This window comes from Aquirufa sp., from assembly GCF_044377215.1.
Taxonomy (GTDB): domain Bacteria; phylum Bacteroidota; class Bacteroidia; order Cytophagales; family Spirosomataceae; genus Aquirufa.
The window spans coordinates 1-12,674 of the sequence record NZ_JBILJM010000049.1 but is presented as its reverse complement, the minus strand read 5'-3'; the positions used below and the strand labels follow the sequence as shown (position 1 = coordinate 12,674).

Genomic DNA, 12,674 nt, shown 5'->3' with positions numbered 1-12,674 from the left:
AAAATTTAAACTTTTCAAGAACTTTTTTGAACTTCTTGATTTTGGCAGATTAGCAACCTATATTTGAATTGACGCTAAATAGCGATTTTATTGCCGATTTATGATTTTAATTATTACCGGTCTTTCTTTATTGAGTTATTTACTAGGATCTATTCCCACGGCTATTTGGTATGGAAATACGTATCATGCCATTGACATTAGACTCCACGGGAGTGGAAATGCGGGTGCGACCAATACCTTTCGTGTATTAGGCAAAAAAGCAGGTTCTATTGTGTTATTTGTAGATGCACTCAAGGGTTTTTTGGCTACCAGTCTAGCTTCTATTTTGTTTTACATGCACCAGGTCGACTGGCAAACGTGTGTGATGCTTAAAATATTTTTCGGTTTCCTTGCGATCATCGGTCACTTGCTTCCCGTATTTTGTAATTTCAAAGGAGGTAAAGGTGTGGCAACAACCTTGGGTATGGTGCTAGCTTTGCACCCAGAAGCAGCAATTGCCAGTATTTTGATATTTTTAGTTGTTTTTGGAATCTCTCATTATGTATCCCTCGGGTCAATGGTTGCCTCTATTTTGTTTCCGATTTTACTTAGTTTAGGTGTTTTTGGACCTGTGGAACCTGCGATAATTTACTTTGGTATTTTCATTGCCGCGTTGGTTGTTTTTACGCATCGAATGAACATTGTTCGAATTTTTCAAGGTACAGAAAATCGCATGTACCTTATCCCCGCGAAGAAGTAAAGCTTGATTTTATTTTTTTATATTTGTTGATGGAATGTACATTGAATTCCGCCGACAACCCATGAAAAATACACAAGATTTTATACAGGCCAATCACGATCGTTTTTTGGCAGAATTACTTGAATTTTTACGTCTTCCATCCATTTCTGCTGATCCAGCATATGCAACTTCAGTTCGTCAAACGGCTGAATGGGTCGCTGAAAGTTTACGTAAAGTAGGAGCTGATCATGTGCGTTTGGAAGAGACGGCTGGTTTTCCAATTGTCTATGGGGAGAAAATGATTGATCCAGCTGCGCCTACTGTTTTGGTTTATGGCCATTACGATGTCCAGCCAGCTGATCCCTTACATTTATGGGACAATCCCCCATTTGAGCCAATTATTAAAGACGGGAAAATTTTCGCTCGTGGTGCTTGTGATGATAAGGGTCAAGTTTTCATGCACATCAAAGCCTTCGAGGCGATGCATGCCAGCGGTGAGTTGACCTGCAACGTTAAATTTATGATCGAGGGTGAAGAAGAAGTAGGATCTGATAATCTAGGTTTATTCGTTTCCTCAAACAGAGCATTACTAGCCGCTGACGTTATTCTCATTTCAGATACGGCCATTATTGCCAATGATACCCCGTCGATCGATGTGGGTTTACGTGGTTTGAGTTACATGGAGGTATCGGTTCAAGGGCCTAATCGTGATTTACATTCTGGCGTATATGGAGGAGCGGTTGCGAATCCAATTAATATTTTATGCCAAATGATTGCTTCGCTGCACGATGAATTTAATCGCATCACTATTCCAGGATTTTATGATGGAGTACTTGATCTGAGTGCAGCAGATCGAGCGGCGATGGGACAGACCCCATTTGATTTGGATGCGTATCAGAAAGATTTAGGGATCCAAACGGTTTATGGTGAAAAAGGGTATTCGTCGATTGAGCGTGCTTCAATTCGGCCAACATTAGACGTGAATGGTATTTGGGGTGGGTATACGGGTGAGGGAGCCAAGACGGTTTTGCCATCGATGGCCCATGCGAAAATTTCCATGCGCTTAGTGCCTAATCAGCGCTCGGAAGAAATTACGCAATTGTTTACGAAGCATTTTTTGTCGATTGCGCCAAAAGGGGTGAAAGTGACAGTTAAAGCACATCATGGTGGAGAGGCTTACTTAATGCCAACCGATAGCATTGCGTTTCAAGCGGCATCAGATGCATTAGCGACGACGTTTGGGAAAGATCCAGTTCCTACACGTGGAGGGGGCAGTATTCCTATTGTTGCCTTATTTGAAAAGGAATTGGGTATTAAGTCGATACTGATGGGATTTGGTTTAGATACGGATGCGATTCATTCGCCAAACGAGCATTACGGCTTATTTAATTTTTATAAAGGAATTGAAACGATTCCTCATTTCTTTGCGAATTTGGCAAAATTATCCAACTAACATATGGCTGAAAATTTAACTTTGTTGGCAACAGAATCTGCTTCTCATTATGAAGATTTAGATAAGCAATCGGTCGACACGCTTTTGCGTCAAATGAATGCGGAGGATAAGACGGTGCCTATTGCTGTTGAAAAAGTCATTCCAGCCATTGAGGCTTTGGTCAATCAAATTGTACCTCGGATGGAGCAAGGGGGACGCTTGTTTTACATTGGTGCGGGCACTTCAGGCCGACTAGGAGTTGTGGACGCTTCTGAATGTCCACCTACGTATGGTGTTCCATTTGATTTAGTGATTGGTATTATTGCGGGGGGGGATGGAGCAATTCGTAAGGCGGTGGAGAATGCGGAGGATGATCCGGATCAGGCATGGAAAGATATGGAAGCGTTTGGCATTGGTCCTTTGGATACGGTGATTGGGATTGCGGCTTCTGGTCGAACGCCCTATGTGGTTGGTGGTTTAAAAGCTGCAAATGCGCGCGGAATTTTGACTGGTTGTATTGTTTGCAATGGAGGTAGTGTGATTGCGGCAGAAGCTAATTACCCCATTGAGGTGTTGGTTGGCCCTGAATATGTCACGGGAAGTACGCGCATGAAGTCGGGAACGGCACAGAAATTAGTGTTGAATATGCTTTCGACGACGGTGATGATTCGGTTGGGCAAGGTGCGTGGAAATAAGATGGTGGATATGCAATTGAGCAATCACAAATTAGTTTTACGTGCGATTCGCATGGTTTGTGAGGCGACGGGTGTGACTGAAGAAGTTGCAGCTAATTTACTTGAAACCCATGGAAGTGTACGAAATGCCGTGGATTCTGTAAAAAAGGGATAGCAAATTAGATTTAATCTATTAATTTGCGATTCAGATTTCAACTTGATTATCAATTAAATTGGCTTAGGCCTGAGTGTTTAACGAATTATACTATATGAAAACTTACTCTAAATTAATTATGTCTGTGGCGTTAGCTGCTGTTGCCTTTGGTTTCGAAGCGAAGGCGGAAGATTTTCCGGCTGATATTAAGCCATTAATGCAAAAATATACGTGTTTTGCTTGTCATAAAGTGGATGCGCGTTTAGTGGGCCCTGCTTATAAGGATGTGGCAAAAAAGAAATATTCCGTGGATAAGATCGTTGCCTTAATTGCAAAACCTCAGCCGTCCAACTGGCCAGGTTATCCACCAATGGCGCCAATGACCAATGTTCCGAAGGAAGATGCGGTGAAATTAGCGAAGTACATTAATTCGTTGAAATAAGAATTTAAACTCTTTCAAATAAAAAGACCTCGAAGAAATTCGGGGTCTTTTTATTTATAAGGTTTTGAGCATCCAGATGTCACATCCATCATGGCCGCTGTTGCCTAATGGCCCAGGTAGGTCCATAAATCCCAATTTTTTATAGATGGATACAGCTTTGGATAGTTCGGGCATGGACTCCAGATAGACGTGGGTATATCCATTATCTTTTGCCCAGTTCATGGACTTTTCCAGGAGTAATTTGCCTAATCCTTGTCCACGGGCGGATTTATCAATGTATAGTTTAACGAGTTCGCAGGTGCCTTCTGGCAGATTTTCTGTGGGGAAAATTCCACAGCCACCAATCACCTGATTTGCTTGTATGGCCACAAAATAGACTGAGCCTGGCGTACGAAAAAGTTCATACAAGGCATCTGTAGTTGGGTCGAAATAGACTGTCCCCGGTTTATTTGCACCAAATTCAGCCAAGGCTGTTCGAATGACCTGCGCGAGTGCGCGATTGTCTTCTGGGGCAATGGCTCGTATTTGGATAGCCTCCTGCATGTGCGGGAATTACTTAGCTTTTTTATCGGCCTTTTTCGCGGCAGGTTTTTTCACTTCTTTTACTTCCTTTTCTTCTTTTTCGGCTTTAGGTGCTTTAGCAGCTTTGGCAGGGAAAAGTTCGGGAACGAATGTGAATAAAATTAGGTACCAATTAAGGATTTTCTTGATATCGGAAGCGAAAACGCGATCAGCGTCATAATTAGGAACTACTTCCCCAAGGGCGGAATATAGTTCGGTATCGTTCGCTTTTTTAGGTTCTAAAGGAAGAGTTCCATTGAATTTAGCGTGGATTTGTAAAAACAAATCCGCTAGTGGAAGTGTGCTGTCTTGGTGCTCTGCCAAATAAAGCGAGATGTCTTTCAATACAGAGATACGTGTTTGGCCACTAACCACCGACTTTTGTTTGGCAGCGTCTAGGGTTTCAACGATTACACCGGTTCTTGTTGGCTTTAACACTTTAAATAACCCTGGTTTACCAGAGATGTGGGCAACTTCATTCAATAATTCCATGTATGTTTAGCTAATGATGGGGGCAAAAGTATTAAGATTTACCTACTTTATAGGGAGATGATTTAATTAATTCATCAATGCTAGCTAAAATTTCTTCGCGACCTACATGTTTTTCAGCCGAGGTAATAAAGAATTTAGGTAGTTCGTCCCAACTTTCAAGTAAGAAATTCGTGTAGGCATCTACGCTTTCGTTCACTTGTTTTTGCGACAGTTTATCGGCTTTAGTAAAAACAATGTAAAAAGGTATTTCTGCCTCGACCATACGATTCATGAATTCGATATCCACAGCTTGTGGCTTTAGGCGGATATCAATTAATACAAATAGGCAGGTTAAACTTGCGCGGTTGGTCAAATAATCAAAGATCATTTTCTCGAAGTCCCTGCGCTTTTCCTTACTTACTTTGGCAAAACCATAGCCTGGCAAATCGACTAAGTACCATTTATCGTCAATCATGAAGTGATTGATGAGTTGGGTTTTACCGGGAGTCTGTGATGTTTTCGCCAAGCCTTTGTGGAAGGTAAGCGAATTAATCAAAGAAGATTTACCCACATTTGATCGGCCGATGAAGGCAAATTCAGGGAAGCGGGCGGGTGGGCAATTCTTAAAATCGGTGTTGCTTGTAATAAAGCGCGCGGATAGTTGGGCCATGGTGGGGCAAAGGTAAGAAAAATAGTGGTCAGTGGCTAGTAGTCAGTAGTTAGTAGTCAGTAGTTAGTAGTCAGTGATCAGTAGTTAGTAGTCAATAATCAGTGGTAAGTAAACAGTAAACTGTGCTTAAACGTTATGAAGTAATTGATTTTCTTAATTAATTATTAGGGAAGACTTTGCGAATTAAAGTTTTGAGATGCTTTTTAGGAAATAAAATTCCTATCCACCTATGAAAATTATAAAATTTGAAGATTTACTTGTTTGGCAAAAGTCCATTGACATTACGGTTTTGATTTATAAGCATTTTGAAAAACATCCAGATTTTGGTTATTCTAATCAAATTAGACGTGCGTCTATTTCAATCTCAAATAATATTGCTGAAGGTTTTGAAAGATCCACAAATAAAGATTTTAATAGATTTTTATACATCGCCAAAGGTTCATGTAGCGAAGTAAAATCAATGCTATTTCTTGGGTTTAGACTCGGATACTTTTCGGATCTTGAGATGAAACAATATTGTAGTCAACTAGATGAAATTGGTAAAATGCTATTTGGTTTATCTAAATCTCTGAAAATTGATTACTGACCACTGGTTACTGACCTCTGACCACTGACTACTGACTACTGACTACTGACTACTAACTACTGACTACTAACTACTGACTACTAACTACTGACTACTAACTACTGACTACTAGCCACTGACCACTATTTTTCTTACCTTTGTGCTCGATATGGAAAAACTTCAAAACGACCTCCTGCTTCGTGCCGCGCAAGGCTTATCTGTAGAACGTGTCCCTGTTTGGGTGATGCGACAAGCAGGACGGATTTTACCTGAGTACCGAGAAGTACGTGCAAAAGCCGGTTCATTTATTGGCCTAGCTACGAATCCTGAAATGGCCGCGGAAGTTACGATTCAGCCGGTCGACCGGTTTGGTGTTGATGCTGCGATTATCTTTTCCGATATCCTCGTTGTTCCTGAAGCGATGGGCTTGCCTTATTTGATGGAGGAACAAAAAGGACCGGTTTTTCCAGAGGTGATTCGTTCCCAAGCAGATTTAGCCAAAATTCGAGACGCAAATCCCGAAGAAGATTTAAAATACGTATTGGACGCCATCAAAATCGTCAAAAAAGAATTAGCTGGACGCGTTCCGTTAATTGGCTTTGCCGGTGCACCCTTTACCATTTTCTGCTACATGGTCGAAGGAAAAGGTTCGAAAACATTCTCCCAAGCGAAAAAAATGCTATACGCAGATCCTACGTTAGCGCATGCCCTGTTGCAAAAAATTACAGATTCGACCATTGCCTATTTGAAAGCACAGGTGGGGGCAGGGGCTAACTTACTTCAAATATTTGATTCGTGGGCAGGGATCCTATCCCCAGCTCAATATAGTGCGTTTTCGACGCCATACCTCAAGCAAATTTGCGACGCAATCTCAGAAGTGTCAGTCACATTATTCGCCAAAGGAGCCTTTTTTGCTCGCGAAGAAATGGCGCAATTAAACTGCGCGACAATCGGATTGGATTGGAATATGGATATTGAAGAATCTAGGAAATTAGTTGGGCCAACTAAAACCTTACAAGGCAACTTAGATCCGTGCGCGCTATATGGTGATTTCAAAACAGTGGAGGCGGAAACGAAGGCGATGTTGAAGGCATTTGGAACGCAGCGGTATATTGCTAATTTAGGACATGGAGTTTATCCGGACATTCATCCTGATAAGGTTCAATGTTTCGTGGATACGATTCAAAATTACCAAGCATAAAAAAAGGCCTCGCGATGAACGAGGCCTTATCATTTATTTAACCGAGTAATTCGGAGCTTCCTTAGAAATACTCACATCATGTGGATGACTTTCTTTCACACCCGCTGATGTAATCTTCACAAATTTGGCTTGCTGCATCACCTCAATCGAAGAAGCTCCGCAGTAACCCATACCGGCCTTTAATCCGCCAACCATTTGGTATAAAATCTCAGTCACCGAACCTTTGAATGGTACACGACCCACAATACCTTCCGGAACTAATTTTTTAATATCATCTTCCGCATCTTGGAAATAACGATCTTTCGATCCATCTTCCATCGCTTCTAAAGAACCCATGCCGCGGTAAGATTTAAACTTACGTCCCTCCAGAATAATCATCTCACCAGGTGCTTCATCCGTACCCGCTAATAAGGACCCAATCATCACGGTACTTGCTCCACCAGCAATTGCTTTGGCCACATCCCCCGAATAACGTATTCCGCCATCCGCAATAACCGGCACATCGAATTTCGCTAATGCCTTCGCTGCTTCATAAACGGCCGTTAATTGAGGCATACCCACACCCGCAATAATTCGCGTCGTACAAATGCTCCCTGGTCCCACACCCACTTTGACCGCATCTGCGCCCGCTTTCGCCAAGGCAAGGGCTGCTTCTCCCGTGGCAATATTACCCACGATAACATCTAAATTTGGAAATGCTTTTTTGACCGATTTCAATGCGTCGATTACCCCTTTGGAATGCCCATGAGCCGTGTCAATGGAGATAACGTCAACGCCCACAGTCACTAAAGCTTGTACTCGATCGAGTAAATCAGGTGTGACGCCCACCGCTGCTCCAACACGCAAACGGCCTAAGGAATCTTTGGATGCCAATGGGTGAGACTTACGCTTCAATATATCTTTGTAGGTAATCAAACCTATCAACTTGCTGTTTTTATCAATGATCGGAAGTTTTTCGATTTTATATTCTTGCAATATGCTCTCAGCTTCTTCCATGCTGATTCCTTCTTTGGCCGTGATCAAATTGTCTTTGGTCATTATCTCAGCCACCGGGCGCGATGTTTGCTTTTGGAAACGCAAATCGCGGTTAGTTAAAATCCCCACTAAATGACCATTGTCGTCAATCACAGGAATACCGCCAATTTTAAATTCTTTCATGATGCGTTGCGCATCACCCAAAGTTTGATCGTCTTTTAACGTAACAGGGTCAATGATCATACCGGATTCAGATCGCTTTACTTTGCGAACCTGTGCAGCCTGCTGATCAATCGTCATGTTTTTGTGAATAATACCAATTCCCCCTTCTTGCGCTAAAGCAATGGCCAGAGCTGCTTCTGTCACCGTATCCATCGCAGCTGAAACGATGGGAATATTTAAGGAGATGTTTCGCGTCAAGCGTGATTGTGTACTTACCTCTCTAGGTAAAACCTCCGAATACGCGGGCAACAACAATACGTCATCGTACGTTAAGGCCTCAAAAAGAAATTTATTGGAATCAAGCATAGCAAATAAAGATATGGAGCATGTAACTACTCTTATTTGCCGGACAAAATTACAGGTTTTTTTCGGATTTTGAGCAATCTGGGTGAAAAATCATTTTAATGAAAGTTGACACTATATTTTATGGATTTTTACCAAAGTATTTTTGTGAAAAATTCTTCTATTTTAGATTTCTGTGCGTAAATTGCGGCTTCATTTTAGTAGGCCTTATATGAATTATCAACCACAGGACTTTCTTCCCGTATTCGTTCAATTACTTGCTGCATTAGCTTTTATTGTTGCCACGATGGTGGCCACACATACGTTGGGCCCGAAAAGGCATTCGGCTAAGAAAGATGACACATTTGAGTGTGGTATTGAGTCGGTGGGGGATGCGCGTACGCCGATATCGGTTAAGTATTTCCTGGTAGCCATTTTGTTCGTCCTATTTGATATCGAAATTGTATTTATGTATCCATGGGCCGTTAATTTCAAAGAATTATCTTGGACCGGATTTTACGATATGCTTGTATTTATGGGCTTGTTGTTAATCGGTTTTATATACGTTATCAAAAAAGGAATTTTAAAGTGGGAGAAATAAACAATCCGGATTTAGGTTTGTTTTATGAGTTCAACAACTAAGTAATATGAGTGATTCATCAACAGTAAACGTCGCAGAAGCGCCTCCTGGAATAGAGGGTGCAGGTTTTTTTGCAACAAGTTTAGATAGTTTAGTTGGCCTAGCACGTGCCAATTCCCTTTGGCCATTACCTTTCGCTACCTCATGTTGTGGGATTGAATTTATGTCCACCATGGCATCTCATTATGATATCGGCCGGTTCGGTGCTGAGCGTTTGAGCTTTTCTGCGCGGCAAGCTGATGTATTAATGGTGATGGGGACCATTTCAAAAAAAATGGCGCCAGTCGTTAAGCAGGTTTATTTACAAATGGCTGAACCACGTTGGGTTTTATCCGTAGGTGCCTGCGCTTGCTCAGGTGGTATTTTTGATACCTATTCAGTTTTGCAAGGAATTGACCGGATAATACCAGTGGATGTTTATGTGCCTGGTTGCCCACCACGTCCTGAGCAAATCTTAGATGGCTTTATGCAAATCCAAGAATTAGCCAAAAAAGAAACTACACGCCGCAGAAACGAGCCTGAGTACAAGGCGTTGCTGGCCTCATACGGTATCGAATAATAACATGGAAAACCAACAAATCACAGATGCGCTACTTGCTCAATTTGGGGCAGATGCCGTTTTTGGCATAGGCGAATCGCATGGGATTTTACAAGTGACTACGACGGTGGAGACCATCGTTCCGATGATTCACTTTTTATATGCACACCCAACGTTCAAATTCCAGTTTTTAACGGATTTGGCAGGAATTCATTTTCCAGATGCGAAGGGGCAAGAACTTGGGGTGATTTATCACTTGCATAGTTTGGAGAATAATGTGCGTCTGTGGATTAAGACGTATGCGCCTATTGAAGCACCACATTTCCCAACGATTACCGATTTATATGCTGCGGCAAATTGGATGGAACGTGAGGCTTTTGATTTTTACGGGATCATATTTGATGGTCACCCGAATTTGACACGTATCCTAAATATGGATGAGATGGATTACCATCCGATGCGTAAAGAGTATCCGTTAGAGGATGCTACGCGTCACGATAAAATTGATGAATTATTTGGACGATAATAACTAGACATGTCTGAAATAGCCTTAGTACAAAACCCCAACGTTGGTTTAGATAAGACGCAAAAAGGCGGTCCTTATGTAAATGAGCTTTCTACGCTGAATTTGGGGCCTACACACCCTGCAACCCACGGGATTTTCCAAAACATTTTAACGATGGATGGAGAAACAATTGTGGACGCAGAACAAACGGTAGGTTACATACACCGCGCCTTTGAGAAAATCGCAGAGCGTCGCCCTTTCTACCAAATCACCACCCTGACGGACCGGATGAACTATTGTTCCGCGCCGATCAACAACATGGGCTGGCACATGACGGTTGAGAAATTATTGGGCATTGAAGTTCCTAAGCGTGCGCAATACATGCGTGTGATCATGATGGAATTAGCGCGTTTAACGGATCACATTGTTTGTAATTCGATTCTTGCGGTAGACACGGGAGCCTTAACAGGTTTCTTATATGTGTACCAGTGGCGTGAATTTATTTATGAGATTTATGAGGAGATGTGCGGTGCACGTCTGACAACCAATATGGGTCGTTTTGGTGGTATGGAGCGTGATTTTACGCCTGTGGCCATAGAGAAAATCCAGAAGTTATTGAAAGAATTACCAGCTGCCTTAAAGGAATTTGAAGGTTTAGTGATGCGTAACCGAATCTTTATGGATCGTACGCAAAACGTGGGTGGCATCTCCGCTGAGCGTGCGTTAAACTACGGATTTACAGGGCCAAATTTGCGCGCTGCCGGTGTTGATTATGACGTGCGTGCGATGAATCCATATTCTTCGTATGACGATTTCGAATTTGATGTTCCCGTAGGAACAAAGGGCGATACGTATGATCGTTTCTTAGTTCGTGAAGAGGAGATGTGGCAAAGTTTACGCATTATCCAACAAGCCATGGATAATTTGCCTGCAGGTCCGTATCATGCGGATGCGCCACATTATTATTTGCCAGAAAAGCAGGATGTATATCACAACATGGAGGCGTTGATCTATCACTTTAAAATTGTGATGGGTGAAATCGATGCTCCAGTGGGTGAAGTATACCACGCGGTTGAAGGAGGAAATGGCGAGCTAGGTTTCTATTTGGTTTCAGATGGAGGACGGACGCCGTATCGTTTGAAATTCCGCCGACCAGGCTTTATTTATTACCAAGCGTTCCCTGAGATGATCAAAGGAACTAGTTTATCGGATGCCATTGTGACGATGTCGTCTATGAATGTTATTGCGGGAGAGTTAGATACTTAAGACATGAGCAACATTGTTTTCCCAGCAGAAACGCTGGATTTAATTAAAAAAATTATTGCACGCTACCCGGACGGGAAACAGAAGTCGGCCATTTTGCCCATCCTTCACCTCGCGCAAGCGGAGTGGAAATGGTGCTCTCCAGCCGTGATGGATTATGTGGCAGCGTTGCTTTCGATCAGCCCGATCGAAGTATATGAGGTCGCATCCTTCTATACGATGTTTCACTTAGAGCCAGTGGGCGAGCATGTGATTGAGTATTGTCGGACTGGTCCTTGTTGCCTCATGGGTGGTGTTGAACTATATGACCACTTGAAAAAGCGTTTGGGAATCCAAACCGGCGAGACGACGAAAGATGGGAAGTTTACGATTAAAGAAGTGGAATGTTTAGCTGCTTGTGGATGGGGTCCTGTATTCCAAATTCGCGAGAAGTACCACATGCATTTGACAAATGAGAAAGTGGATGAGATTATTGATGAATTAAGCAAATAAGCCGAGGATGAAGATATTAACGCAACATATTGACGTACCTGGAATTGAGACGATCGACGTTTTCATGAAAAATGGGGGTTATAAGGCGGTGGAGAAAGCGATCAAAACGATGACGCCAGATGAGGTAACGGAAGAAGTTAAAAAATCAGGTTTACGTGGTCGCGGTGGTGCTGGTTTCCCTATGGGTATGAAATGGTCGTTTTTGGCGAAGCCAGAAGGTGTCCCTCGTTACTTAGTTTGCAATGCAGATGAGTCGGAGCCAGGTACATTCAAGGATCATTATTTGATGTGGAAAACGCCTCATACCTTGATCGAAGGAATGATCGTTTCCAGCTTTGCCTTGGGAGCAAATACTTCCTACATCTATGTGCGTGGCGAGTTAATGTATGTCATTAATATTCTCGAAAAAGCCATTCAGGAAGCGTACGACAAAGGATTATTAGGAAAAAATATTTTAGGTTCTGGCTATGATTTAGACCTTTTTGTGCAGCCAGGAGGCGGTGCGTATATCTGTGGTGAGGAAACAGCTTTGTTGGAATCATTAGAAGGTAAGCGTGGAAATCCACGAAATAAGCCACCATTTCCGGCGGTCAAAGGTTTGTGGCAATGCCCAACGGTCGTGAATAACGTAGAATCCATTGCAGCAACTTCTTGGATCGTGAATAACGGAGGAGATGCGTATGCGGCGATTGGGGTAGGAAGAAGTACAGGAACTAAATTAATCTCAGCATCAGGTCATATCAAAAAACCTGGTGTTTATGAAATTCCGTTAGGAATTACCGTAGAGGAATTTATCTACTCAGACGAATATTGCGGAGGCATCCGTGAAGGACATAAATTAAAAGCTGTTGTGGCAGGAGGATCTTCCG

General features: G+C 42.5%; 16 protein-coding genes. 12 read left to right on the top strand and 4 right to left on the bottom strand.

Features of this window, described 5'->3' with window-relative positions; translation table 11 throughout:
• The first annotated feature begins 100 nt into the window (after positions 1-100).
• The 4 genes from plsY to ACIQ6T_RS10835 all read left to right on the top strand — a co-directional run bounded on the left by plsY (position 101) and on the right by ACIQ6T_RS10835 (position 3,420).
• Positions 101-739 (top strand): glycerol-3-phosphate 1-O-acyltransferase PlsY, encoded by a 639-nt coding sequence (plsY, locus tag ACIQ6T_RS10850; RefSeq protein ID WP_395786288.1) that lies wholly within the window; start codon positions 101-103, stop codon positions 737-739.
• A 34-nt stretch (positions 740-773) separates the two neighbouring features.
• Positions 774-2,171: a dipeptidase gene (locus tag ACIQ6T_RS10845; RefSeq protein WP_395786286.1), complete on the top strand. Its 1,398-nt coding sequence runs from the start codon at positions 774-776 to the stop codon at positions 2,169-2,171.
• Positions 2,172-2,174: 3 nt separating this feature from the next.
• The gene (gene murQ, locus ACIQ6T_RS10840) at positions 2,175-2,999 is read left to right on the top strand and encodes an N-acetylmuramic acid 6-phosphate etherase (RefSeq protein WP_395786284.1); all 825 of its coding nucleotides are present in this window, start codon (positions 2,175-2,177) and stop codon (positions 2,997-2,999) included.
• Between the two features lie 94 nt (positions 3,000-3,093).
• On the top strand, positions 3,094-3,420 hold the full coding sequence (locus ACIQ6T_RS10835) for a c-type cytochrome (RefSeq protein WP_395786282.1): 327 nt from the start codon (positions 3,094-3,096) through the stop codon (positions 3,418-3,420).
• A gap of 54 nt (positions 3,421-3,474) precedes the next feature.
• Here the strand turns inward: ACIQ6T_RS10835 and ACIQ6T_RS10830 are convergent, their stop codons facing one another.
• Genes ACIQ6T_RS10830 through yihA form a run of 3 tightly spaced genes read right to left on the bottom strand, consistent with a single transcriptional unit; the run spans position 3,475 to position 5,122 of the window.
• On the bottom strand, positions 3,475-3,963 hold the full coding sequence (locus ACIQ6T_RS10830; protein ID WP_395786280.1) for a GNAT family N-acetyltransferase: 489 nt from the start codon (positions 3,961-3,963) through the stop codon (positions 3,475-3,477).
• Between the two features lie 9 nt (positions 3,964-3,972).
• Positions 3,973-4,473: a DUF5606 domain-containing protein gene (locus ACIQ6T_RS10825; RefSeq protein WP_395786278.1), complete on the bottom strand. Its 501-nt coding sequence runs from the start codon at positions 4,471-4,473 to the stop codon at positions 3,973-3,975.
• A gap of 31 nt (positions 4,474-4,504) precedes the next feature.
• Positions 4,505-5,122, bottom strand: coding sequence for a ribosome biogenesis GTP-binding protein YihA/YsxC (gene yihA, locus ACIQ6T_RS10820; protein ID WP_395786276.1), 618 nt, complete (start codon positions 5,120-5,122; stop codon positions 4,505-4,507).
• A 229-nt stretch (positions 5,123-5,351) separates the two neighbouring features.
• On the opposite strand from yihA, the gene ACIQ6T_RS10815 reads away from it, so the two are divergent.
• Entirely contained in the window at positions 5,352-5,708 is a 357-nt protein-coding gene (locus tag ACIQ6T_RS10815; protein ID WP_395786274.1) for a four helix bundle protein, read from the top strand.
• 148 nt (positions 5,709-5,856) lie between these two features.
• On the top strand, positions 5,857-6,888 hold the full coding sequence (gene hemE, locus ACIQ6T_RS10810) for a uroporphyrinogen decarboxylase (RefSeq protein ID WP_395786272.1): 1,032 nt from the start codon (positions 5,857-5,859) through the stop codon (positions 6,886-6,888).
• A 33-nt stretch (positions 6,889-6,921) separates the two neighbouring features.
• Here hemE and guaB read toward each other — a convergent pair whose 3' ends face one another.
• A complete protein-coding gene (gene guaB, locus ACIQ6T_RS10805) occupies positions 6,922-8,391 on the bottom strand; it encodes an IMP dehydrogenase (RefSeq protein WP_395786270.1) in 1,470 nt (489 codons plus the stop codon).
• 208 nt (positions 8,392-8,599) lie between these two features.
• Between guaB and ACIQ6T_RS10800 the strand changes: the two genes are divergently transcribed.
• The 6 genes from ACIQ6T_RS10800 to ACIQ6T_RS10775 all read left to right on the top strand — a co-directional run.
• The gene (locus tag ACIQ6T_RS10800) at positions 8,600-8,968 is read left to right on the top strand and encodes an NADH-quinone oxidoreductase subunit A (RefSeq protein WP_395786268.1); all 369 of its coding nucleotides are present in this window, start codon (positions 8,600-8,602) and stop codon (positions 8,966-8,968) included.
• A gap of 46 nt (positions 8,969-9,014) precedes the next feature.
• A complete protein-coding gene (locus ACIQ6T_RS10795; protein ID WP_377983561.1) occupies positions 9,015-9,566 on the top strand; it encodes an NADH-quinone oxidoreductase subunit B in 552 nt (183 codons plus the stop codon).
• Between the two features lie 4 nt (positions 9,567-9,570).
• Positions 9,571-10,071 (top strand): NADH-quinone oxidoreductase subunit C, encoded by a 501-nt coding sequence (locus ACIQ6T_RS10790; RefSeq protein ID WP_395786266.1) that lies wholly within the window; start codon positions 9,571-9,573, stop codon positions 10,069-10,071.
• 9 nt (positions 10,072-10,080) lie between these two features.
• Positions 10,081-11,316: an NADH-quinone oxidoreductase subunit D gene (locus ACIQ6T_RS10785; protein WP_395786264.1), complete on the top strand. Its 1,236-nt coding sequence runs from the start codon at positions 10,081-10,083 to the stop codon at positions 11,314-11,316.
• A 3-nt stretch (positions 11,317-11,319) separates the two neighbouring features.
• Positions 11,320-11,805 (top strand): NADH-quinone oxidoreductase subunit NuoE, encoded by a 486-nt coding sequence (gene nuoE / locus ACIQ6T_RS10780; RefSeq protein WP_395786262.1) that lies wholly within the window; start codon positions 11,320-11,322, stop codon positions 11,803-11,805.
• Positions 11,806-11,812: 7 nt separating this feature from the next.
• Positions 11,813-12,674, top strand: an 862-nt coding sequence (locus ACIQ6T_RS10775; protein ID WP_395786260.1) for an NADH-quinone oxidoreductase subunit F, incomplete at its 3' end; no start/stop codon positions are given.

Excerpts from the sequence above, each read along its gene's own strand:
- plsY (WP_395786288.1), top strand. The coding sequence starts at position 101 with ATGATTTTAATTATTACCGGTCTTTCTTTATTGAGTTATTTACTAGGA.
- ACIQ6T_RS10845 (WP_395786286.1), top strand. The coding sequence starts at position 774 with ATGTACATTGAATTCCGCCGACAACCCATGAAAAATACACAAGATTTT.
- murQ (WP_395786284.1), top strand. The coding sequence starts at position 2,175 with ATGGCTGAAAATTTAACTTTGTTGGCAACAGAATCTGCTTCTCATTAT.
- ACIQ6T_RS10835 (WP_395786282.1), top strand. The coding sequence starts at position 3,094 with ATGAAAACTTACTCTAAATTAATTATGTCTGTGGCGTTAGCTGCTGTT.
- ACIQ6T_RS10830 (WP_395786280.1), bottom strand. The coding sequence starts at position 3,963 with ATGCAGGAGGCTATCCAAATACGAGCCATTGCCCCAGAAGACAATCGC.
- ACIQ6T_RS10825 (WP_395786278.1), bottom strand. The coding sequence starts at position 4,473 with ATGGAATTATTGAATGAAGTTGCCCACATCTCTGGTAAACCAGGGTTA.
- yihA (WP_395786276.1), bottom strand. The coding sequence starts at position 5,122 with ATGGCCCAACTATCCGCGCGCTTTATTACAAGCAACACCGATTTTAAG.
- ACIQ6T_RS10815 (WP_395786274.1), top strand. The coding sequence starts at position 5,352 with ATGAAAATTATAAAATTTGAAGATTTACTTGTTTGGCAAAAGTCCATT.
- hemE (WP_395786272.1), top strand. The coding sequence starts at position 5,857 with ATGGAAAAACTTCAAAACGACCTCCTGCTTCGTGCCGCGCAAGGCTTA.
- guaB (WP_395786270.1), bottom strand. The coding sequence starts at position 8,391 with ATGCTTGATTCCAATAAATTTCTTTTTGAGGCCTTAACGTACGATGAC.
- ACIQ6T_RS10800 (WP_395786268.1), top strand. The coding sequence starts at position 8,600 with ATGAATTATCAACCACAGGACTTTCTTCCCGTATTCGTTCAATTACTT.
- ACIQ6T_RS10795 (WP_377983561.1), top strand. The coding sequence starts at position 9,015 with ATGAGTGATTCATCAACAGTAAACGTCGCAGAAGCGCCTCCTGGAATA.
- ACIQ6T_RS10790 (WP_395786266.1), top strand. The coding sequence starts at position 9,571 with ATGGAAAACCAACAAATCACAGATGCGCTACTTGCTCAATTTGGGGCA.
- ACIQ6T_RS10785 (WP_395786264.1), top strand. The coding sequence starts at position 10,081 with ATGTCTGAAATAGCCTTAGTACAAAACCCCAACGTTGGTTTAGATAAG.
- nuoE (WP_395786262.1), top strand. The coding sequence starts at position 11,320 with ATGAGCAACATTGTTTTCCCAGCAGAAACGCTGGATTTAATTAAAAAA.